The sequence below is a fragment of the Leptospira tipperaryensis genome, assembly GCF_001729245.1.
Classification (GTDB): Bacteria; Spirochaetota; Leptospiria; order Leptospirales; family Leptospiraceae; genus Leptospira; species Leptospira tipperaryensis.
On the sequence record NZ_CP015217.1, the window covers coordinates 465,047 to 485,376 of the forward strand.

17 protein-coding genes and 1 pseudogene are annotated in these 20,330 nt (G+C 42.6%); 9 read left to right on the forward strand and 9 right to left on the reverse strand.

What is annotated here, in order from left to right:
• Positions 1 to 352 precede the first annotated feature (352 nt).
• The 3 genes from A0128_RS02280 to A0128_RS02290 all read left to right on the forward strand — a co-directional run bounded on the left by A0128_RS02280 (position 353) and on the right by A0128_RS02290 (position 4,322).
• On the forward strand, positions 353 to 1,102 hold the full coding sequence (locus tag A0128_RS02280) for an ABC transporter ATP-binding protein (protein ID WP_069609051.1): 750 nt from the start codon (positions 353 to 355) through the stop codon (positions 1,100 to 1,102).
• A complete protein-coding gene (locus A0128_RS02285) occupies positions 1,099 to 3,636 on the forward strand; it encodes an ABC transporter permease (protein ID WP_069606047.1) in 2,538 nt (845 codons plus the stop codon). Before A0128_RS02280 ends, A0128_RS02285 begins: the two co-directional genes overlap by 4 nt.
• 143 nt (positions 3,637 to 3,779) lie before the next feature.
• The gene (locus tag A0128_RS02290; RefSeq protein ID WP_069606048.1) at positions 3,780 to 4,322 is read left to right on the forward strand and encodes a DUF1564 domain-containing protein; all 543 of its coding nucleotides are present in this window, start codon (positions 3,780 to 3,782) and stop codon (positions 4,320 to 4,322) included.
• Between the two features lie 88 nt (positions 4,323 to 4,410).
• Here the strand turns inward: A0128_RS02290 and A0128_RS02295 are convergent, their stop codons facing one another.
• The 8 genes from A0128_RS02295 to A0128_RS02335 form a co-directional block, all read right to left on the reverse strand.
• A complete protein-coding gene (locus tag A0128_RS02295) occupies positions 4,411 to 4,701 on the reverse strand; it encodes a hypothetical protein (RefSeq protein ID WP_069606049.1) in 291 nt (96 codons plus the stop codon).
• A gap of 69 nt (positions 4,702 to 4,770) precedes the next feature.
• Complete coding sequence (locus A0128_RS02300) at positions 4,771 to 5,319, reverse strand: YqgE/AlgH family protein (RefSeq protein ID WP_069606050.1); 549 nt, start codon at positions 5,317 to 5,319, stop codon at positions 4,771 to 4,773.
• Positions 5,320 to 5,344: 25 nt separating this feature from the next.
• On the reverse strand, positions 5,345 to 6,313 hold the full coding sequence (locus tag A0128_RS02305; protein ID WP_069606051.1) for a Gfo/Idh/MocA family protein: 969 nt from the start codon (positions 6,311 to 6,313) through the stop codon (positions 5,345 to 5,347).
• Positions 6,314 to 6,430: 117 nt separating this feature from the next.
• Positions 6,431 to 7,555 (reverse strand): molecular chaperone DnaJ, encoded by a 1,125-nt coding sequence (gene dnaJ / locus A0128_RS02310; RefSeq protein WP_069606052.1) that lies wholly within the window; start codon positions 7,553 to 7,555, stop codon positions 6,431 to 6,433.
• A 127-nt stretch (positions 7,556 to 7,682) separates the two neighbouring features.
• Complete coding sequence (gene dnaK / locus A0128_RS02315; RefSeq protein ID WP_069606053.1) at positions 7,683 to 9,614, reverse strand: molecular chaperone DnaK; 1,932 nt, start codon at positions 9,612 to 9,614, stop codon at positions 7,683 to 7,685.
• A 34-nt stretch (positions 9,615 to 9,648) separates the two neighbouring features.
• Complete coding sequence (grpE, locus tag A0128_RS02320; protein WP_069609052.1) at positions 9,649 to 10,287, reverse strand: nucleotide exchange factor GrpE; 639 nt, start codon at positions 10,285 to 10,287, stop codon at positions 9,649 to 9,651.
• A 14-nt stretch (positions 10,288 to 10,301) separates the two neighbouring features.
• On the reverse strand, positions 10,302 to 11,330 hold the full coding sequence (gene hrcA / locus A0128_RS02325; protein WP_069606054.1) for a heat-inducible transcriptional repressor HrcA: 1,029 nt from the start codon (positions 11,328 to 11,330) through the stop codon (positions 10,302 to 10,304).
• Positions 11,331 to 11,602: 272 nt separating this feature from the next.
• Entirely contained in the window at positions 11,603 to 12,139 is a 537-nt protein-coding gene (locus A0128_RS02335) for an RBBP9/YdeN family alpha/beta hydrolase (RefSeq protein ID WP_069606056.1), read from the reverse strand.
• Positions 12,140 to 12,476: 337 nt separating this feature from the next.
• Between A0128_RS02335 and A0128_RS02345 the strand changes: the two genes are divergently transcribed.
• The 5 genes and pseudogenes from A0128_RS02345 to A0128_RS02365 all read left to right on the forward strand — a co-directional run bounded on the left by A0128_RS02345 (position 12,477) and on the right by A0128_RS02365 (position 18,527).
• Positions 12,477 to 14,285 carry a penicillin-binding protein gene (locus A0128_RS02345; protein WP_069606058.1) on the forward strand — a complete coding sequence of 603 codons (1,809 nt, stop codon included), beginning with the start codon at positions 12,477 to 12,479 and terminating at the stop codon, positions 14,283 to 14,285.
• A gap of 125 nt (positions 14,286 to 14,410) precedes the next feature.
• Positions 14,411 to 16,216, forward strand: a pseudogene (locus A0128_RS02350) (motility associated factor glycosyltransferase family protein); the annotation flags it as partial.
• A gap of 211 nt (positions 16,217 to 16,427) precedes the next feature.
• Positions 16,428 to 16,811, forward strand: coding sequence for a phasin-related domain-containing protein (locus A0128_RS02355; protein ID WP_069609053.1), 384 nt, complete (start codon positions 16,428 to 16,430; stop codon positions 16,809 to 16,811).
• A gap of 103 nt (positions 16,812 to 16,914) precedes the next feature.
• A complete protein-coding gene (locus A0128_RS02360; protein ID WP_069606060.1) occupies positions 16,915 to 17,721 on the forward strand; it encodes a hypothetical protein in 807 nt (268 codons plus the stop codon).
• A 20-nt stretch (positions 17,722 to 17,741) separates the two neighbouring features.
• Positions 17,742 to 18,527 (forward strand): glycerophosphodiester phosphodiesterase, encoded by a 786-nt coding sequence (locus tag A0128_RS02365; protein WP_069606061.1) that lies wholly within the window; start codon positions 17,742 to 17,744, stop codon positions 18,525 to 18,527.
• A 29-nt stretch (positions 18,528 to 18,556) separates the two neighbouring features.
• Here A0128_RS02365 and A0128_RS02370 read toward each other — a convergent pair whose 3' ends face one another.
• Positions 18,557 to 19,066, reverse strand: coding sequence for a DUF1564 domain-containing protein (locus A0128_RS02370; RefSeq protein ID WP_069606062.1), 510 nt, complete (start codon positions 19,064 to 19,066; stop codon positions 18,557 to 18,559).
• A gap of 213 nt (positions 19,067 to 19,279) precedes the next feature.
• Here A0128_RS02370 and A0128_RS02375 point away from each other — a divergent pair, with 213 nt between their 5' ends.
• Complete coding sequence (locus A0128_RS02375; RefSeq protein WP_069606063.1) at positions 19,280 to 20,329, forward strand: alpha/beta hydrolase; 1,050 nt, start codon at positions 19,280 to 19,282, stop codon at positions 20,327 to 20,329.
• Position 20,330 lies beyond the last annotated feature (1 nt).

Consider the following 20,330-nt stretch of genomic DNA (forward strand, 5'->3'; position numbering starts at 1 on the left):
TCAAGAGATGATTCCCTTTCGTTTCTGTTCGTTTTTCTTCGAGTAACTGCATTTTGCTCCCAGACTTATCCATGCTGATTTGTTTATTTACAGAGTGTCAATAAATCCGGAAAGAAACGTGATCCAACAACATCCCTTCCCGGCTGATCGGAGATTACGTTATAAAAACCAGGTAGTTTAGAGTCAAAAAAAATTAGCGAACACTCATCAGAAATAAGTAGAATTTTTTTTAAAAAAATTGAGATCTTTTGTTTTATGTGGAATGCTTTTTTAAATGCATGTTTCCAATGTATGAAGGCCAATCGATTGGAAATATATTTCTTTTAAGAGTCAAACAAGGATGGTATCGCGTTTGCTACAGGTAAAAAATCTCAATAAGTCCTATTTAGTTTCGGGAAAAAAACTCGAAGTATTAAAAGACATCTCTTTTCAGATCGAAGAAGGAGAATTCATCGCAATTATTGGGCCTTCTGGCTCCGGAAAATCCACATTGCTCGCTATTTCAGCAGGTTTGGATCGCCCCGACGAGGGAGAAGTGATCTTAGATGGGATTCCTCTCTTAGAAAAAGAGGAAGACGAGCTTGCAAAACTCAGAGGAGAAAAAATTGGATTTATTTTTCAAAATTTTCAACTGATCAAATCGCTCAATGCGTTGGAAAATGTCTCTTTACCTCTTGTCTTAAACTCAAAGTTAAGTACCGCTCAAATAAGGGATCAAGCGTTTGTATGGTTGGAAAAAGTTTCCATGAAAGAAAGAGCTTCTAACTTTCCTGGTCAACTTTCCGGAGGAGAAGAACAAAGGATTGCAATCGCAAGATCTTTCATTCACAATCCGAAAATTTTATTCGCAGACGAACCGACTGCAAACTTAGATAAGAAGAATGGAGAGATGGTGATGAATCTTCTCGCCGAGTTAAATCAAAAAACTTCTTCCACGTTGATCGTCGTCACTCACGATCATACCGTTGCGGATCTTGCGGATCGTGTATTGGAGATGAGCGACGGAAGAATCATAAGAGAAATTCAAGGTAAGAAGAATCGTTTTAAGAAGAAAGCTTCCGTGAAGTCCGTTAAGAAAAAGGTTTCTAAGAAAAAGAGATGAAACTGAAATTATTAATTCAATCGATCCTTCGGGATTTTCGTTCTAGAAAAAGTTCTGCGTTGCAGATTGTGTTGGCGATAGCGATCGGGACCGGCTCTGTAACTGCGATTCATGCTTATAGAGAAGAATTGAGCCGGTCCATTTTAAAGGAAGCTCGTAACCTAATGGGTTCCGACCTTTTAATTCAAGCGCCTTCTCCGATCACTGCGGAACAAAAAGAATTTATGTCCCAAAGTCTTCCAAAAGGATCGGAAACCTCCGAACTCGTGCAGTTTGCTTCTATGCTTAGAAATCCCGAGAATGATGAAACTTCGCTTTCTCTGATCAAAACGATGAAAGGAAAATTTCCTTACTACGGAGAAATTCTAACGGAACCGCCGGGCGCTTATCGAAAACTCAAAGAAGGCGAGATCTTACTCGAAGAAAGTCTGATTAAGAATCTAAAACTCAAAGTAGGTTCTTCCGTTTCCCTCGGAGATGGAAATTTTATACTGAAGGGAAAGGTTCTCAAAGAACCCGGAATCGCCGGAAGTTTTCTTTCCATGGCTCCTACTTCGATCATTACTTCTTCGTCATTGGTTTCCACTGGTTTGGAACAAAGAGGTTCGAGAATCAGTTATCTGATTCCGATCAAGCTCAAGGATCCTAACGTCGCGAGTAAATACAAAGAACTTCATTTTAAAGAGTATATTCAAAAAGACTTAACTCTTTACGATTCTACGGAAACAAACTCCGGGTCACGAAAATTCTTAACGAATACGCTGGATTTTTTCAGTTTGCTCGGTTTATCAGCTTTCTTTTTGGGAGGAATTTCGATTCTTCTTGCAAGCCGTGCGGGGATTCGAGAAAAATCAGGCGCTCTCGCCGTTTTGAAATGTTTAGGAGCCAGCCCGAGAACGGTAAGCATTATTGTTTTGGGAGAATTGTTATTCTTCTCACTGATCGGTTCCATTCTTGGCATCGGCTTGGGAAATATATTGCTCGGTTGGATTCCCGATCTCGCTGGAGAAGAACTTCTCGGGTTTAAACCTACAATCGGTCTCTCTTCCTTTCTTTGGGGTTTGTTGATTGGAATTTTGATTCCATTCTTTTCTTCCATCGAATCGCTCGTAGAAATTAGAACGTTAAAACCGATTTTAGCGTTAAAAGAAGAATTTCAAGACGAAGCAAATCGGATTCCTAAGTTTAGGCTCACTCAAATTTTGGGTTATTCGATTCTATTTCTGTTGTTCTTTCTTTTGGCGTGGTGGGAAACTGAAAGTCCTTGGAAGGGATTGATTCTTTGTTCCATTCTTCTCATTCTTCCCTTGGTCGTCTTTGTAGTATATTCAGGAATTAGAATATTGATTTCTAAGATCAAAGAAAAAAGCGATCTGACTCCTTTTTCGAGATTTATCATCGGGAAATTCGACCGTCCAGGAACAACTCTTTCTTTATCCGTGATCGGACTTACGAGTTCTTTGTTCATTCTTCTTTTATCGCTGATCGTAAGCGAAAGCCTTTTGGAATATAGCGGCGCTAAAGATAAGGAGAGGCGACCGAATCTATTCGTAATGGACATCCGTCCGGAACAAAAAGAACACTTTGAAGAAGTTGTAAAAGAATTCGGCGGAGAGAAGGTAATCGTTGCTCCTGTCATCGGAGCGAGATTATCGAAGATCAACGGTGAAACCGTGAAGAAAGACGAGACGGAATCCTCCGCCTTGAAAAGAGATTGGAGATCGACCGCGAGAACCAGAGAATATTTTCTCTCTTATCGAAACGATCCGTATCCGACTGAAAAAATTGTGGACGGTGACTTTTGGAGAAAAGGGGAAGAGGATCAAATCTCGATAGAGAAAGAATTCTCCACTTATTTGAAGGTCAATTTAGGAGACAGTTTGACTTTTTTGATCGGAGGCGTCGAGGTCACAGGAGTGATCCGTAATTTTAGAACCGTTAATTGGGCGGATATGCGTCCAAATTTTGTCGTCTTGTTTTCAAAAGGAATTTTAGAAAAAGCTCCTGGATACTATTTGAGTTCGCTTCGGATCGAATCCGAAGAAAAGAGATACGATCTTCAGAAGAGCTTGGTGTCCAAATATCCGAATCTAACAATCATCGATACCGACAAAGCGGTGCGTGCGTTCTTAGGAATCTTGGAAAAAATATCGTTTACGATTCGATTGATGACTTGGCTGATTTTGGGTGCGTCTTTGTTGCTGATACTGACGGCGTTAAATTCAAGTCGAAAAGAAAGAATTGAAGAAACCACTTTGTTAAGAATCATCGGCGGCACTTCGAGTTTTTTAAAAAAAGTTTTTCTGTGGGAAGGAATTCTTTTAGGCACTTTTTCTTTTTCATTGGCATTGCTTTTGGCTTGGGGAGCAAACGAGTTGATCAGTCAGAAGGTTTTGGAAATTCAATCGTCTCATCCCTTTCTTGAATATTTGATCGCTTATGTTTTTACGATTCTTGCAACCACATCGGTTTATTATTTAAACCTGAGAGGAGAATGGAAAAAGCCTCCCGTGAGTTTTATGAAAGCAATGTAAGAATCTTTAGACGTCGTTTGATCGATGTCTCGTAAATCTCGGAGAAGCTTTTCTTTGTAAGTTCTCCGAGATTTTTTTTACTTAGAATTTATTTTTTCTTAAAAAAATCGAACGCTCGAATTCGGAAAGGAACCGTTCTGTGTATGGAACAGATCTTTTTCAATTCCAATGAGCGTATTCAATCCGTTCTGGCCGAAAGTCAGGATCAAGTCGTTACGCTGCTGGTGCCTGAGAGTTATTTTGAAAGTCTTTCGAATGAAGAGAAAAGACTTTTGGGTAAGAAACTGCCTTATCTTTTGAGGAGATACGGAAAATTTATGTGCGCTCGAAGTCGGTTAAATGAGAAAGCGATCACTACTCTTTATCAAAAGAATCAAGGGAACTTAAAAAAGCTAAATGTAAGAATGGGAACGGGATATTGGGCTTTGTTAGGTGTTTTGGCTCACGCTCACGGCGTATCTCGTTGTTTCCTTTTTAATTTTTTGTTGTCCTTGGATCAGGCGGGGGTCGGAGATTCTATCGTAGAAGTTTTAAATGGAGGAGTTCCTACCTTTCACGAGGTTTACAGATATATCTGGCAACTAAATATCACTCACAACAAGGTCACTCGTCTTTTAGAGTTTGAACCAAACCCACTTCAGACATATTTTGATTATAGTTTTCCCTGGTTAAAGAGAAAGACCTGAATAATTCTCAGATTCTCTTTTTAACTCCACCCAAAGAAAGATACGAAATTTCTATAGGACATCTTAGTCCTATAGATGATGGAAAATACTATTTTAGATTGGAAGCAAAGAATTCCACAGTAGGAAGTTGAGTTTTCGCAGAACAAACTTTATAGTTGGAAGCGGAAGGGCATGAAGCGGTTCCACCAACTTTACATCCTTTATCCTGACATTTTTTTCTATTATCAAACGTATCGGAGCCGGCGTATCTACAATAGTCTCTGCAGATCTCGGTCGAACCGGAGGTGCAAATATAGCAACCGTCAGCGGAAAGATCTCTCAAAAAAAATAAAGAAACTAAAACGGCTGCGATATATACGAAGTTCTGAAATTTTCTCATTAAATTCCCCTATCGGAATCTGATCGTAAAAATTCTTCGATCTCTGTAAAGGCTAAAATCAAAGAATCCTTAGTTCAACATTGGGTCTTTCGTATGTTCTACGAAGTAGCGATAGATTCCACCTTTGCTTCTCAGAGCTTCCTGCCAGGTAGTGTCGGGATCATGATTCAGAACAAAATCTTTCGTTGCTTCATGAACAACCCAAGACTTTCGATTCATCTCTGTTTCCAATTGTCCTGTTCCCCAGCCGGAATAACCTTGATACACGTGAAATTTAGAAGGAGATTCTAATAATTCCAACAGAGTATCAAAACTTCTCGCGAGAAACAAGCCGGGAATCACTTCGATTCCCGGTTGAGAGATATTGTTATTCTCATGCAGAACGGAGATGAAAGTAGGATCTACAGGGCCGCCCGAATAAATAGGAAGACTTCGACTGGCTTCATCCGGAATTCCCTGAATTACATCGCCGATGGCCGCCTCTTGTTTTTTGTTCAATACTAAACCAAAGGCGCCCTGGCTGTCGTGTTCAATCATTAGAATTACAGTTTGATTAAAGTAATCCATCACAATTGAGGAATTGGAAATTAGAATTTTTCCGTTATAAGTTTCTTCCATTCGTTTTACCGATATTAGACCGTTCTTACTTTTTAGACGTTCCGTGAATTTCAGAAAGAATTTTATACGCGATTTCCAGCGTAGCGACGTCGGAATCTCTATTCACGATAGGGTCCGTTTCTTTTCTGATACAACGAATAAAATGTTCGTGTTCTTGTTTCAACGGATTGTCTTTGTGAACAAAGATTTTTTCTACAATGGATTCCTGACGGTATTTGATTTCTTCGGATAAAAGAAGAATATCGGACGTTGCTTGTCTGTGCAGTTCGATTTCTTGATCCGTAAAATCCAACATAATATAAACGTCTTTTTGAGTGATGTTTAATGTTCTGATTTTTGCCTGGGTCGCCCGAGACGCGGTGATGCTCGCAAGACATCCGTTCTCAAATTCTAATAATACGTTGGCGATATCTTCGTGATTCGACTGGACTTTTGTTCCTGAAGCGGACAACTTCTTCACCGGAGAATTTACAAGATTCAATACGATATCGATGTCGTGAATCATCATGTCGAGGACAACTCCGACGTCCTTGATTCTCGGATTAAAAGGAGCCAATCTTCTGGATTCAATCAGTAACGGATCCTTTACAATTTTACCTAATTCTAATACTGCGCCGTTGAATCTTTCTACGTGCCCGACTAATAATACTAAATTTTTGTCTGCGGCGATCTTTACGAGTTCCTTTGCCTGTTCGGTTGTTTCTGCGATCGGCTTTTCGACTAATACGTGTTTGCCGGCTTCCAGCGCTTTTTTGGCGATATCATGATGAAGGAAGGTTGGAACTGCAATGATGACGGCGTCAACTTTTGAAATTAAATCTTCAAAAGAAGCGAATGCAGAAGTCTTGTGTTTTTCAGCCATCTGCTTGGCTCTTTCGATATCCGCGTCGTAGATTCCCGCGAGGGTGGCGTCCCCCAGAGTTCTTGCTACGTTCACATGATACTGACCCATGTGTCCGGTTCCGATCACACCGAGTTTTACTCTTTCTGTCATTTTGTTTCCTTTCTATTACGCGCGTTAGGCGTTCTTCGGGGAATGCCCGATCTTTTTTGATCATATAAGAACAACCCGAAGTTTTCTTTGATAAGAATTCTTCAGGAAGGTTCTTCTTTATTTTGTGAAAATTTTTCCCTTAGAACCCGGGATGTTCTCTCCGGATTCTCTGGCGAATTCTTCTATCAATTCTCTTTGGCGTCTCGTTATCTTTTTCGGAATTTCGATTCTTACGATGACGTGTTGATCGCCTTTACCGTAAGCTCCGAGATAAGGCATGCCGTGTCCTTTCAATCGGAATACTTGTCCTGACTCGGTTCCTTCCGGAATTTTCATCTTGGCTTTTTTTCCGTCTATGGTCGGAACCTCGATCTCAGCGCCTAAGATGGCTTGAGCCAAGGTTATCTTACGAGTAAGAATTAAGTCGTTTCCTTGGCGTTCGAATAACTCGTGTTTTTTGATATGAGTTACTACGTAAAGATCTCCGTGAGGTCCGCCGTTTGGTCCCGCTTCGCCTTCTCCTGATACTTTCAATCTGGATCCGGTTTCGATTCCCGGAGGAATTTTTATATTGATCGTTCTTCTTTTTTCCTGAAGACCTTGTCCATTACAAGACTTGCATGGATTGGAAATCGTAGTTCCCTTTCCTCTACAAGTAGGGCAGGTCGTCGCTACGGAAAAGAATCCCTGAGTTCTTCGGATCTGACCGGAACCGCCGCAATCGGCGCAAGTAGTTGGAGAACTTCCTTTTTCCGCGCCGGAACCGTTACAGTCCGGACAGGATTCTAATCTTGGAATTTCAATTTTATATTCTCGGCCTAAGGCTGCGTCTTCGAGGGAAACTTCTAGGTTATAACGTAGATCGGATCCTCTCTGGGGACCGGACCTTCTTCCGCTGCCGCCAAAACGTCCCCCGCCACCGCCTCCGCCGAAAAAATCACCGAAGATATCGCCAAAGTCTCCAAAGATATCGGAGAAATCAGTGTACGCGCCTTGCCCATAGCCGGCACCGCCCGCGCCAACGCCGGCTTTTCCGAATTGATCGTAAGCCTGACGTTTTTTAGCATCGCGAAGAACTTCGTATGCTTCCGTGGCTTCTTTAAATTTATCTTCGGATTCCTTATCACCCTTGTTTTTATCTGGGTGATATTTGATTGCTAACTTTCGATAAGCAGATTTAATCTCTTCGTCGTTAGCCGTCTTGGAAACTCCAAGAATATCGTAGTAACTTCTTTCACTCATTGTTTAATTCCAAGTAAAGCGTTGATTCTTATTGGGTAAGTTTGATTGCGAGTTCAACACCTTGATAACTTTGAAAATGCCCGCGTTCGGTCTTGCGACCAAACGCGGGCTTGATTAATCAAAGTTTTTACTTTTTCTCATCATCCACTACAGTATAATCTGCGTCGACGACCTTTTCCCCGTTGTTCGCAGAATTGTCTCCTGCGCCTGCTCCGGGTCCTGCAGAAGCTCCTGCCTGTTCAGCGCCGGGAGCTCCTTGAGAATAAATCTTCGTAGCAATCTCGGAAGCAATTTTAGAGATCGATTCTTTTGCGGATTCGATTCTTGCTTTGTCATTGCTTTCGATCGCTTCACGAGCGCGTTTGATTTCATCGGTTGCGAGTTGTTTTTCGTTCTCGGCGATTTTATCTCCGGCTTCGTTCACGGTTTTTTCCAAAGAATAAGCAAGAGTGTCTAACTCATTCTTAGCTTCGATGACTTCTCTCTGAGCCTTATCGGCGGCAGCGTGAGCCTCAGCGTCCTTAACCATCTTTTGGATTTCGTCTTCGGACAATCCGGAGGAAGATTCGATACGAATCTTTTGTTCCTTGCTTGTTCCAAGATCTTTCGCAGATACGTGAACGATTCCGTTCGCGTCGATATCAAAAGTAACTTCGATTTGAGGAACTCCTCTTGGCGCCGGTGGAATTCCGATCAGATCAAAACGACCGAGGGTTCTGTTCGCGGAAGCCATTTCTCTTTCTCCTTGGAGAACGTGAATGGAAACCGCAGACTGATTGTCGGCCGCAGTCGAGAACACTTGCGATTTCTTTGTAGGAATCGTTGTGTTTCTTTCAATCAACTTGGTCATCACTCCACCGAGAGTTTCGATTCCAAGAGAAAGAGGAGTCACGTCGAGAAGAAGAACGTCGGAAACTTCTCCTGCTAAAACTCCACCTTGGATCGCAGCGCCCACTGCAACGACTTCGTCCGGGTTCACGGATTTATTCGGTTCTTTACCGAAGATCTGTTTTACCAGTTCTTGAACGGCAGGAATTCGAATCGATCCTCCCACGAGAATCACTTCGTCGATCTCGGATGCCTTGAGTCCCGCATCGCGAAGAGCGTTCTCACAAGGAATTCTTGTACGATCCACAAGAGCTTTTGTAAGTTGATCAAATTTCGCTCTAGAAAGAGTCATGTCCAAATGTTTTGGACCGGATGCATCCGCAGTGATGAACGGAAGATTGATCTGAGTAGACATAGTACCGGAAAGTTCGATCTTCGCTTTTTCAGCGGCCTCTTTCAATCTTTGTACGGTGTTTTTATCCGCGGAGATATCGATACCGGTTTGATTCTTAAATTCTGCGATCATCCACTCCATGATTGCCATGTCGAAGTCGTCTCCACCGAGATGAGTATCTCCGTTAGTGGATTTTACTTCAAAGACTCCGTCTGCGAGTTCGAGAATGGAAATATCAAAAGTTCCACCACCAAGGTCGTATACGGCGATCTTAGAATTTACATTCTTCTTATCAAATCCGTATGCGAGCGCTGCAGCGGTCGGCTCGTTGATGATTCTTTCCACTTCGAGTCCGGCGATTCTTCCGGCGTCTTTGGTCGCTTGACGTTGTTCGTCATTGAAATACGCAGGAACCGTGACAACCGCTTTCGTTACTTTGTGACCGAGATAATCCTCTGCGGTTTGTTTCATTTTCATGAGAACGCGCGCTGAGATTTCCTGAGGAGTGAACTCGCCGGCGGTGGTTTCAAATTTTACGCCTTCGTTACCGGAACGAACGACCTTGTAGGAAACGTGTTTTAGTTCGGATTCGCACTCGCTCAGTCTGCGTCCGATAAAACGTTTCGCAGAACGTACCGTGTTTGCAGCATTGGTAATCGCCTGGTTTTTGGCAAACTGTCCGACCAGAGTTTCTCCTTTTGCTGTAAATGCTACGATAGAAGGAGTCGTTCTCGCTCCTTCAGAGTTTTGAATAACGACTGGGTCTCCGCCTTCCATGACCGAAACGACCGAGTTTGTGGTTCCTAAGTCGATCCCTATGATTTTTTCTTTGGACATTGTTGTGCTCCTTTATACTTCCCTGAGATTCTAATTATACCTTTGGTTTTCCGATCCGAACCCTTGCAGGTCGAAGCGCAAACTTCTCTTCATTTTCTTTGTAGAAGTAGCCGGGTTGATAAACTTCAATCACCGTCTCTTCCGCGTATTGGTCGTCTTCTTCCGAAGAGAGGGCTTCCATCGACATCGGATCGAAGGATTCTCCCTTTGGATCAAAACGAACTACATTCGATTTTTCTAATACGGAATAGAATTCTTTTAGAACCATCGCTACTCCGTCCACGAAAGGTTTTAATTCTTCGGATACGGTTTTTGTAGTCGCGACACGTTCCAAGTTGTCGATCGGATTTAGAAATCCGGTCACGAGCGATTTTACGGCTTCCTTCCGGATGGATCCGAATTCTTGAGCGGAACGCCTTTTGTAGTTCTGAAATTCCGCCCTTTCTCTCGCCCAGGAATCTTTTAACGATTCGATTTCCTTTTTGGCGGTTTCTAATTCAATTTGAAGCGTAATTTCCGGCTCTACGGTTTCGGTTTGCTCCGTTGATTGTGTTGATTCTTCAGGATTCATTTTCTCTACTTTAGTTTCCTCTAATGTTACTGTTTGAGAATTTTTTTCGCTGACCATATCCTCTTTCGAAGGATCGCTTTTTGCGTTTGTGTTTTCGGTCATCAAATCTTCTCCTATCATTTACTAATGCGCGTCACCATTTCGGATACCAGCTTGGAAGTGAAGTCCACAAGAGGCAGGGCTTTGTTGTAGTCCATTCTCTGGGGCCCGATAATTCCAAGAGCTCCGATCTTTTTCTCTCCCATTTTATAGTTGGAAGTTATAATCGAAACTCCGGACATAAACTGATCTCCGTCTTTGCCGATGATCGTATAAACTCCGTCCTGGTCGATATGTCCCGAGAAGAATCCTCTTAAAAACCCCTGATCATCCAAAAGAGAAAGAACCTGCGAAAGTTGTTCTTCTTCGTCTCTAAAGTTCGAGTAGAGATTCTTAAATCCGTCGATATACAAAGTGACTTCGGAATTCTCCGGAGTCATCGCCGATGAAATCAAAGGTGCGATTCTTGCAAAATCCTCCGGGCCGTCTCTGTGAAACATCAACTTCGGAACCACAGTATTCTGAATTTCGAATATATCGTATCCTCGCAGGTTGTCGTTCAGATACTTAGAGATCTGATAGAGAGCTTCCTGCGAATAATTTTGATCCACAAAGATGTTTCTGTGAAGAACGGTTCCAGATCTCATTACGAGAATCATAAGAATTTCGTCTCCGTGAACGTGGATGAGTTCCAAATGTTTCAACGTATCCAAGTTTTTTGCGGGACCGATTACGATCCCCGCGGCGTTGGATAAGGAAGAAAGAACCGAGGCTGTAGCTTTGAGGATCTGATCCAACTTAAACTGCATCTTCAGGTATTCTTCCTGGATTCTTTGTTTTTCTTTGAGCGTTAACTCATACATAGTCACGAGGGAATCGACGTAGAATCGATATCCTCTTTCCGTAGGAATTCTTCCGCCGGATGTATGTCGAGAAGCAAGGTATCCAAAATCCTCTAGGTCTTTTAGAACGGCGCGTATCGATGCCGGAGAAAGTCCGATGTCGTGTTTATCAAAGAGGGTCTTCGAACCAACGGGCCGATTCTCCAGAATAAACTCATCTACAAGGGCTTTCAGAATTCTTTTATGACGGTCAGAGAGATCCATGCTTCTTTTTTAGCACTCTGAATGTTAGAGTGCTAATCCATAGATTAAGTTTCCGAATTCCGGATAAAAATGTCAAGGAAGAAAGTCCGAGAGCGATCGGAGAGGGCAAAATTCGGAATTTTTTTGGCAATCGCCCCGAAAGAGTGCGTGAGATCTGAGGTTTTTAGTAAGAATCCTGAGTGGAGAGAGGAAAGGAATCGGCGTTCCGATTTTGGCCCCTTCGAAAGCCCTAAACAAGGGGAGGTCGGAACTTCGACCCAGGTCGTTTGGATTCAGGAGATCGAGCGAGCCCAATCGGAGAAAATTTGAAATCCAGGTTCCCAGGCTCCAAGCCCGGATTGGCCGTTGATATGTCCTAATTCTCCCAGATTGATCGTTTCGAGGTTCCAGAGTTTTCCCAAATTCTGAGAAAACTCCGCCCTCGAGAAGGGATCGTTTTCGCTAAAGAGAATCAATCCGTTTGTCCTGAGGGATTTTTGCGGGAACTCCGCAAAGTCTTCGAGACCCTTGGGAAACACGGAGGATTTTGGGTCCGGAGGGGCCACGAGGAAAACTCCAAGGATGGAATCTGCGATTCTCTCCAGGGCCTTCGCGATCAAAAGACAACCGAGGCTATGCCCAATGAGAATGGAATTCTTCGATTCTTTTGTGCTTTCGATTTGTCGGACCAAACTTTCTTCCCATTCGGAATAGACCGGGTTTTCCCAGTCCTTTTGTTGGATTCTTGTAAATCCGTGGAATTGTTCCCAAAAGGTTTGCCAGTGATCGGGACCGGAATTGGAAATCCCGGGAATCAGAAAGGTTCGCATCTTTGTTTTCTCATTTTAAGAATCTCTTGCGGGTCCATTTTGTTTTCGGGAGAATCCGGCTTCTCCTTGAAATCGTTGTTTCGTCGAGGAAGCAAGGTTTTGGACGAAATTCCGACCAGAAAAGGGCGGCTCGGAAAATCCCCGGACTTCGACTTTTTTCCCGCCGAATTTCCGTTGAACATAGGAGTTCCTACATTTCAAATGTCAAGCCCTATTGTTCGTTAAAACAGAATAAAATCTCATATACTGGACAATGTTTTATAATTCTATAGAATCCGATAAGTTGGAAAACAACACTTTCCGAATTTCGGTCTTTCGTCGATCTTACTAAAAGAGAATGAATTCCCGCAAAACCAGGCTTACGATCCTATTTTCTTTTATCTGTCTTCTTTTCTTGATTCTCGTCGGGAGAGTCGTCTTTCTTACATTTTTGAACGAGAGAGAAGTAGTTCTCAAAACCGGAGATCGAGTTATGAGAGGCGCGATCTACGATCGCCGAGGAATTGAACTCGCGATGACCGTTGATTCCGCGACGATCGGAATTTATCCCGCAAACATCTACGATCCGAATTTTACCGCAGTTCAACTCGCGCCTTATCTTGAAATGTCTCCCGAAAAAATCGAAGCGATGATTCGGGAGAAGAGCCGTTACTTTCTCCTCAAGAGAGAAATCGACGAAGCCCTTGGGAATAAGATCATGGATCTTTCTCTTCCGGGTGTGAGAAGAGAAAAAGAATACAAGCGGGTTTATCCGCACGGAAATCTCGCTTCGAGTCTTGTCGGTTTTACGGGAATGGACGACGATCGTGCGCTCTCCGGTTTGGAAGTGCAATACAACCAAGACCTTATGACTCCGACGGAATCGGATTCTTCTCGTGGAAGTAATTTACATCTTACCATCGACGGTCTTATACAATACAAACTCGAAAAAGCTCTCGGCAAACGTTTTGAAGAAACCGGATCCAAAAAAGCGATCGGGATTCTTATGGAAATCAATACCGGAAGAATTTTGGCTTCCGCTTCGTTTCCGGCGTTCGATCCGAATCAATACAACGAATCGGGAGAAGATTCTCATACAAACTGGGCGATCCGTCACGTCTACGAACCCGGTTCCACGATGAAAATTTTCTTGGCCTCCATTCTATTCAATGAAAATCTAATACGTCCCGACGAGAAGTTTCACTGCCCCGGCTATATAGAACTCGGTAAAACGAGAATCAAATGTACGGACGCACACGGGCATCTGAACCTGGAAGAAATTCTTCAATACTCTTGCAATGTAGGAATTATCAAAGCTTCACAAAGAATTCCGGAACCTCTTCTCTATGATTATATGAAGAAGTTTCAATTCGGAGAAAGAACCGGATTCTTACCGAACGAATCGGTAGGTTACTTTCCACCTTTGAAAAAATGGACGCCGGCGACGACGATGTTTATGGCGATCGGACAAGGAGTTTCCGTGACTCCGATTCAACTCGTCGCTTCCGCCGCTTCGGTCGTCAACGGAGGAAGAATGCTGACACCAAGAGTTGTCTCTCACTTCAGCGATTCTTACGGAGAAATTCTTCACGAATTCAAAACACAAGAAACTCCGATCGGAATCCGAGAATACACGACCGAAAGAATTTTGAGAGCAATGACCCGAGTCGTTCAATCCGGAACGGGTAAGAACGCTTACATTCAAGAATATTCCATAGCGGGAAAAACAGGAACCGGACAAAAAGCTGTATCAGGAAAAGGTTATGTAGAAGGTCTTTGGTCCGCTTCGTTTCTCGGATTTTTTCCCGCGGAACGCCCCAAGGTCGTGGGTTTGATTCTTTTTGACGAACCGAAAGGAGGAACTCATTCCGGAGGAGGACTTGCGGCGCCCGTTTTCAAAGAAGTTGTGGAAAATATCATCCCGATCATCGAACAAGGGGAAAAGACGCTCAACGTTTCTCTCAAACGTTTTCAAAGAAAGAATTTGAAAGTTGTGGAACCGGGAGAAGTTCCCGATCTCGTGGGAAAAAGCAAAAGAGAAGCCCTGGAAATATTGAGGCCTCTGGGAGTTCCCGTAAAATTTCACGGAAGCGGATTTTGTTATCAACAAGAGCCGAGCGCCGGCGAAAAAATAGGCGACGGAAGACTGAATTTATATTTTAAGTAAATAGAATATTCTGTAATTCTAAAATGAATACTTCCGCAGACGAATCCGTCCTTTTAAAAAATCTAAAAACCTTGTCTACGGTTTCACCCGGAATGGAAGAAAGAATTCTTCAATCCGAAGGAAAACTAGAAATCAAAACTTCCAAAACGGGACTTCCGATTTTGGTTGCGGACGGAATTTCTCTTCACAGTGCGATGGATCCGATTACCGAATCCAAACGTCTTCTCGAAGGTTTGAAAAAAGAGGACGAAGAAAGGGTTTTTCTTTTTTTCGGAGCGGGAATCGGTTATTCCATCCAAGAAAGTTTGAAACTGAAGAACGTGACGACGGTCTGGATGGAAGCGGAGGCGATCGTATTACGTTATGCGCTCTCTTTCTTTGATTATTCCGAATTTCTAAATTCGGGTTCTCTGAGAATTTTACTTTCTCCTATCATCGAACAGGACCTTTATGCTGCCTTCCGAGGGATTTCGGGATTCCCGATCAGCTTTATTGCACATCGAGGAAGCAACCAATGGAAAAAAGAATCCTATGAAGAATTGAGATTTATAGCTGAAGGTTTTTTTCACAAGAAGGACGTAAACATTTCCACGCTCACTCGTTTTGAAAGAATCTGGACTCGAAACTTTATCTCCAATCTTCCCGCGCTTTCCGAGATGCAACCGATCAAAGCCTTGTTTGGAATCGGAGAAGGGAAGATCGACGTTCTTGTTTGTGGGGCCGGACCTTCTCTGATTCTATCATTGGATGAGATTAGAAATTTCAGAGAACGTTATGTGATCATTGCTGTGGACACCGCTTTGATGGTTCTCTGGAACGCCGGAATCGATCCCGACTTGATCTTCTCGGTGGATCCTCAAGCCCTCAATTCCAAATATCTCGAAGGATATTCCGGAAACGCAAAGATCGTTTTCGATCCGACTTCTTCGTATCATTCTCTTCGTTTGCCTGGAGAATTTAAACACGGTTTTTTTACTTCTTCTCCGTTTCCTCTGATCAAGATCCTTTCATCCGATCCGGAAGAAGAAATCGGAGTTATCGATTTCGGAGGATCTGTTTCCACGAACGCGGTCAGTCTTGCGGAAAAGATGGAAGCAAGGAATATTCTTTTATTAGGACAAGATCTTTCCTTTCCGGATAAACTCGCTCACTGCAAAGGCGCCGTCTTAGAAGAAAGACTGAATTATATCGAAAGCAGAAAGTTAAGAAGGGAATATCACAATCACAAACAGATGACCGCACTTCCTGTAAAACAGGCTCCTTCCTTAAAAGGCGGAAGCATTCGAACCAACGAAAAACTATTGATCTTTAAAAAATGGTTCGAAGAACATCCTAAAAAAAATTCTTGGTTCAATCTGGGAAAGGACGGTGTTTTGCTGGAAGGAATTCCAAATACGAACTTTTCGGAATATATTCAAAAAAACGAATGCGATTTGAAGATTGTGAAATCGGTGCGCGTTAGAATTTCTGAAATTTGTGAACGGAGCGGAACTAAATCCGAAGCGCTTGAAGTCGTCGAATCTCGTCTTCAGAAAAGAATTCTTACCGAACTGAAAAATCTTTCCGGTCAGCTCAAAGGATTTTCGGAAAAGGTCAAGAAGGGAAGAGTTCTTTCCGATCGTCTTTATTCTCAGATCAAAGCCGAAGATCGTTTTAAGGATCAGATTCTCAAGAGCCTGAAAGAAATGGATCGGATCGACGAGGAAGTTTCTTCCAGAAAAGGACTCACCGAAATTTTAGGAATGAGCATTCAAAGAACGGTTCTTATGATTACCGAAGGATACGAAGGCGGACTGACCTTGGAAGAAAAGAAAAACGAAAGACTCGGGATCGCAAAAAAAAGTCTTCTTTTGTATCAAGGACTCGAAGACGCGTGTAATCTGCATTCTAAACTCATTTCAAAAACGATAGTTCAACTTTCGAAATTCTGATCTCTGGTCGCGAAGCATCTCCTCATCTTTTCGAAATGAGTTCGTAAAATGATTCCCGCCGAGACACCGGCGTTTAGGGATTTTTGCAATTGTGTTCGAAAAATTCTAAATTTGAGAAAATTTTTTCTTTTTTAGGTTGACGAAAATTGTGCGGTGCAATACAAAAGGATTGTGCGATGCACAACGAATCGATCTCAAGGAGAAAAATCGAATGGAAAAGCAAATTCTAGATGTTCTGAATGCGGGTCTTGGACTCATCAAAGCTGGTCAAGAAGGTCTGGGTAAAGCGAAAGCTGATCTCGAAAAAACCTATTTGGAGCTTGTTACAAAAGGAGCTTCTGACAATTCTGAAGCGACTGTCAAAATCCGCGAAACTGTTGATAAAGTTCTCAACGACATCAAAGAAGTGTCTTCTGTAGCCGGAAAAAACTACGAAGAAACCAGATCTAAGATCATCGAAAACTACAACAAAATCACCGAAGAGATCAAAAACAAAATCCCTGAAGGCCAAATTGACGCTGTAAAAGCTAAAATTAATGAAGTGGCTGAAGCGATTAAAAACACTACTTCTGGAAAAGCGCCCGCTTCTAAATAAGAATCGAGTTCCCATTTCCCTCTCGGGCGGGATGAAACCCGCCTGAACCCTTTCTTCTTTCCTTTCTTGACAATCATTCCCGGTTCGATACACTTTCTCACCTATGAGTAAAGAATATCGGTGGATTCCTTTTTTAATTCTTTTAAGCCTTCTTTTATCCGTTCAAAATCTATTCTCTCAAAATATTGTTCCAGTTCCTCAACATTCTTCTGAAAATCAGGATGCGGATGTAAAGAGCGGGGATTCCGGAACAAATGCTAAACCGAAGGACGTTTCTCTTTCCCAAAAAGAAATTCGAATGAAGAAGAAATTTTTCTTAGGGGGAATTTATCTTCCCGGTTACGGTTCCGCGATTTTGGGTTGGAACGCTTGGGAAAAAGTTACGATCGGTGTTCAATACTATCAAAATTCGAATAACGTGAGCGGAGATTTTGATTCAAGATATTCTTACTTTTTAGGTTACGGGGTTGCGAGACAATCCGATCGAGAAGTAAAGAATGCGGGAGGAGGAATCTTTCTTAATTACTTTTTATCCGATTCTTCCGTTTATATTCCCATTCAAGTCGGTGGAGAATTGATGAGAAACACAAGACACGATCAATTTATAGATACTACCGGCGCTCAATCCTATCGTAACGAAAGGGTTAACTTTGACTACGGTCCTCGATACTATGCAGGGACCGGGATCGGAGTTCGTCATCAGTTCGAATCCGGATTCTTCTTTGGGTTCGAGGTTGTGATGAGAACCTTCGGTCGTTATCATAAGAATGTTTCTCTCAATACTTTAGAATATGGGAATCGTCCGGCGACGATCGAAGACTATTGGATTCGGAAAGAAGAATTAAAACGGGACCACGCCGGGAAACTTTACGACGCGGGCTTCGACCTCGCAGTCGGAATCGCTTTCTAAAAAAAGAAAAAAGGTTATCGATGATCGAAAAAATAAAGGATCGAAGAGATCTAAAAAGACCTCTCGTGTTTGCACACAGAGGTTTGAGCGGAGCCTTTCCGGAAAACACGATGATCGCGTTTAGAAAGGCGATCGAAGCGAAAGCCGATCTGATCGAACTGGATGTAACTCTTTCCGAAGATCGGGAAGTTGTAGTGATCCACGACGACGATCTGGATCGAACCACAAAACTCGTCGGAAACGTTCGAAATTTCGAAGTGGAAATATTAAACGAATTGGATGCGGGTTCTTGGTTTTCTAAAAAATTTAAGAAGGAAAGAATCCCTCTCTTGAAGGACATCTTACGTTTGATTCGAAAATCGAAGACGGATTTGAACATCGAAATCAAATCTACGGGTTTGGATTTTCCTATGAGAGAAGATTCCATTGAAAAAAAAGTTTTGGATCTGGTTCTGGAAAATCGCATCGAAGAAAGAATCGTCATTTCTTCTTTTTCCTGGGAATGTTTGGAAAGAATTCGAAATCTAAATTCGAAGATCAAACTCGGGGTTTTGGTCGGCGATGAAAGCGGGAGCGTTGAAGAGGCGATCGTTTTTGCCGAGAAAGTGAATGCTTGGAGTATTCATCCGTCGAGAGAGGACGCGAAGGAAGAAAATATAAAACGGATTCAGGAGAATAATTTTTTGTCCGTTGTCTATACGGTAAACGAAGTCGAGGAGATGAAACGTTTTTTGGATCGGGGGGCCGACGGTCTTTTTACGAATTTTGCTAAAGATATGAGAAGGCTGGTAAGAAAATCATATTAGAATTTTATGTTAAGCTTGAATTCCTTTTTTTAAGAAGGACGAGTTTTGAGAGGGTTGGGACGGAGCCGGAGAGCCCTTGAGATCCTCCTTTGGGACGGCTCTATTTGCCAGATAAAGCTGTAGACCTTGTGGTGAGTGGGTTGTCCCACCCAAAATCTCCTCAGCGAATCGCCGACTCCGGCGGATTCAAGGAACAAAAGAAAATTTAAAAGATAACAACGGGAAACGCCGTGAGCTTCGGCCAGGGTCCCTAAGAGCAGCCAATCTCCGGTTTTCATCCGCACGTTGATTCTCTTTAGTTTCCCAACATCCCTCTGATATTTTCTCTTCCCTGCTTTCGAATTCAACCTTCTCAGTGAAGAAACGTATTTCGAATATTTTCCAGCGAGAGATTTTATTTTTTGAGGAAGTATTCTTCTCTCTTCCTTTGTCAATTTTTTCAGATAATCTTCCGGAATTAGAATCGTCTCCACAGCGGATTGAAATTCTCCGATCTGAGAAATAATTTTCGGTTCGTCATGAAATATGAATTTCCTCATACTCAAAACGGTTCCTCTTTTGTGATTCGCGTGTTCGCATTTTAATAAAAAAAATTACGTTTTTGCATCAAATGGACACAAAAATCCTTCTAAGTAAGTATTGTAAGAATGCGGAAAGGCTCGATTCTCCCTTCAAAGTTGAATTGTAATCTCTTCGTAATTCGGATCCAACAGAGATCTGTCAAATTTTCAACTTAGGACCAAATAGCATTTATGAATCATTTTTTCTCCGCGCTTCGTTTCGCGCTCAATACAAAAAGCAATTCCACAAAAGGAATTCTCGAAGAAGAATTTAGTCTTTCGATTGGAAACGAGAAGGTGGGAATTCTAAAATTCTTTCCTGAAAAAAACAAGACCTTCAAAGGAACGATTCTTGCGATCAACGGAATGGCTTATCTTGGAAATCAAGATCCTCGTTTCAAAGCCGTCTGTCGCGGAATGGCTTCTTGTGGTTTTTTGGTTTTCTCTCCACAGATGCAGGAAATCAGCGAGTTTAAAATTCGTCTGGAGAGTATCGAAAAAATCAAAGGTCTGATTCTCAACCTCTCATCCAATCCAGAATATTGTCCCGATGGTAGAATCTCTTTGTTTGCACCTTCGTTTTCTGCGAGCATGGGTTTGATCGCGGCGGCGACTCCTCTGATCGAAGAAAGGGTCAAGTCCATCTGCACAATCGGAGCTTATGGAAACGTTCAGACAACTCTCGACTATCTCATGTCAGCCGAAGGATCGGACGAATATGGAAGAATGATTCTTCTCTGGAATTTTGTTCACTTTGGAATTGGCGAGAATGAAGAAGTGCGAAAGGCGCTCCACACGAGTATATTGGATGGAAGTTTTCTTCGTGAAACTCCGGAACTTCCAAAAGTGTTGGATAGTATTCAACCGGAAAATCGCGAAATCTTTCTGAAGCTCAAAGAAGATCGACACTATCGATCGGAGATCTGGAATCGAATCGTACAAAATGCGGGACCGTTTCGGTCCTTTCTGCAAGACCTTCAAGTGTATAATAAACTGGAGGATTTGAGAGCGCACGTTTCTCTCATTCACGGAGTGGAGGATAACGTAGTCCCTGCGTCCGAATCTTCTCTGATCTTGGAAAGATTATTGGAGAGGGACCTTCCTGCAAATCGCTCGAAGTTGGTTCTGACTCCTTTGATCTCTCACGGAGACATCGGAATCACTTTAAAAACTCTTCCTTCGATCTTTCAGCTCTTAAACGGCTTTGCGTTTTTCTTTAAACACGCGGCCGCGAAGGCGTAGA

Bases quoted from the DNA above. Each gene is read 5' to 3' on its own strand.
- A0128_RS02370 (WP_069606062.1), bottom strand. From the start codon at position 19,066: ATGAGGAAATTCATATTTCATGACGAACCGAAAATTATTTCTCAGATC.
- hrcA (WP_069606054.1), bottom strand. From the start codon at position 11,330: ATGGATCTCTCTGACCGTCATAAAAGAATTCTGAAAGCCCTTGTAGAT.
- A0128_RS02365 (WP_069606061.1), top strand. From the start codon at position 17,742: ATGATCGAAAAAATAAAGGATCGAAGAGATCTAAAAAGACCTCTCGTG.
- A0128_RS02355 (WP_069609053.1), top strand. From the start codon at position 16,428: ATGGAAAAGCAAATTCTAGATGTTCTGAATGCGGGTCTTGGACTCATC.
- A0128_RS02360 (WP_069606060.1), top strand. From the start codon at position 16,915: ATGAGTAAAGAATATCGGTGGATTCCTTTTTTAATTCTTTTAAGCCTT.
- A0128_RS02290 (WP_069606048.1), top strand. From the start codon at position 3,780: ATGGAACAGATCTTTTTCAATTCCAATGAGCGTATTCAATCCGTTCTG.
- A0128_RS02305 (WP_069606051.1), bottom strand. From the start codon at position 6,313: ATGACAGAAAGAGTAAAACTCGGTGTGATCGGAACCGGACACATGGGT.
- A0128_RS02285 (WP_069606047.1), top strand. From the start codon at position 1,099: ATGAAACTGAAATTATTAATTCAATCGATCCTTCGGGATTTTCGTTCT.
- dnaK (WP_069606053.1), bottom strand. From the start codon at position 9,614: ATGTCCAAAGAAAAAATCATAGGGATCGACTTAGGAACCACAAACTCG.
- dnaJ (WP_069606052.1), bottom strand. From the start codon at position 7,555: ATGAGTGAAAGAAGTTACTACGATATTCTTGGAGTTTCCAAGACGGCT.
- grpE (WP_069609052.1), bottom strand. From the start codon at position 10,287: ATGACCGAAAACACAAACGCAAAAAGCGATCCTTCGAAAGAGGATATG.
- A0128_RS02345 (WP_069606058.1), top strand. From the start codon at position 12,477: ATGAATTCCCGCAAAACCAGGCTTACGATCCTATTTTCTTTTATCTGT.
- A0128_RS02335 (WP_069606056.1), bottom strand. From the start codon at position 12,139: ATGCGAACCTTTCTGATTCCCGGGATTTCCAATTCCGGTCCCGATCAC.
- A0128_RS02300 (WP_069606050.1), bottom strand. From the start codon at position 5,319: ATGGAAGAAACTTATAACGGAAAAATTCTAATTTCCAATTCCTCAATT.
- A0128_RS02375 (WP_069606063.1), top strand. From the start codon at position 19,280: ATGAATCATTTTTTCTCCGCGCTTCGTTTCGCGCTCAATACAAAAAGC.
- A0128_RS02295 (WP_069606049.1), bottom strand. From the start codon at position 4,701: ATGAGAAAATTTCAGAACTTCGTATATATCGCAGCCGTTTTAGTTTCT.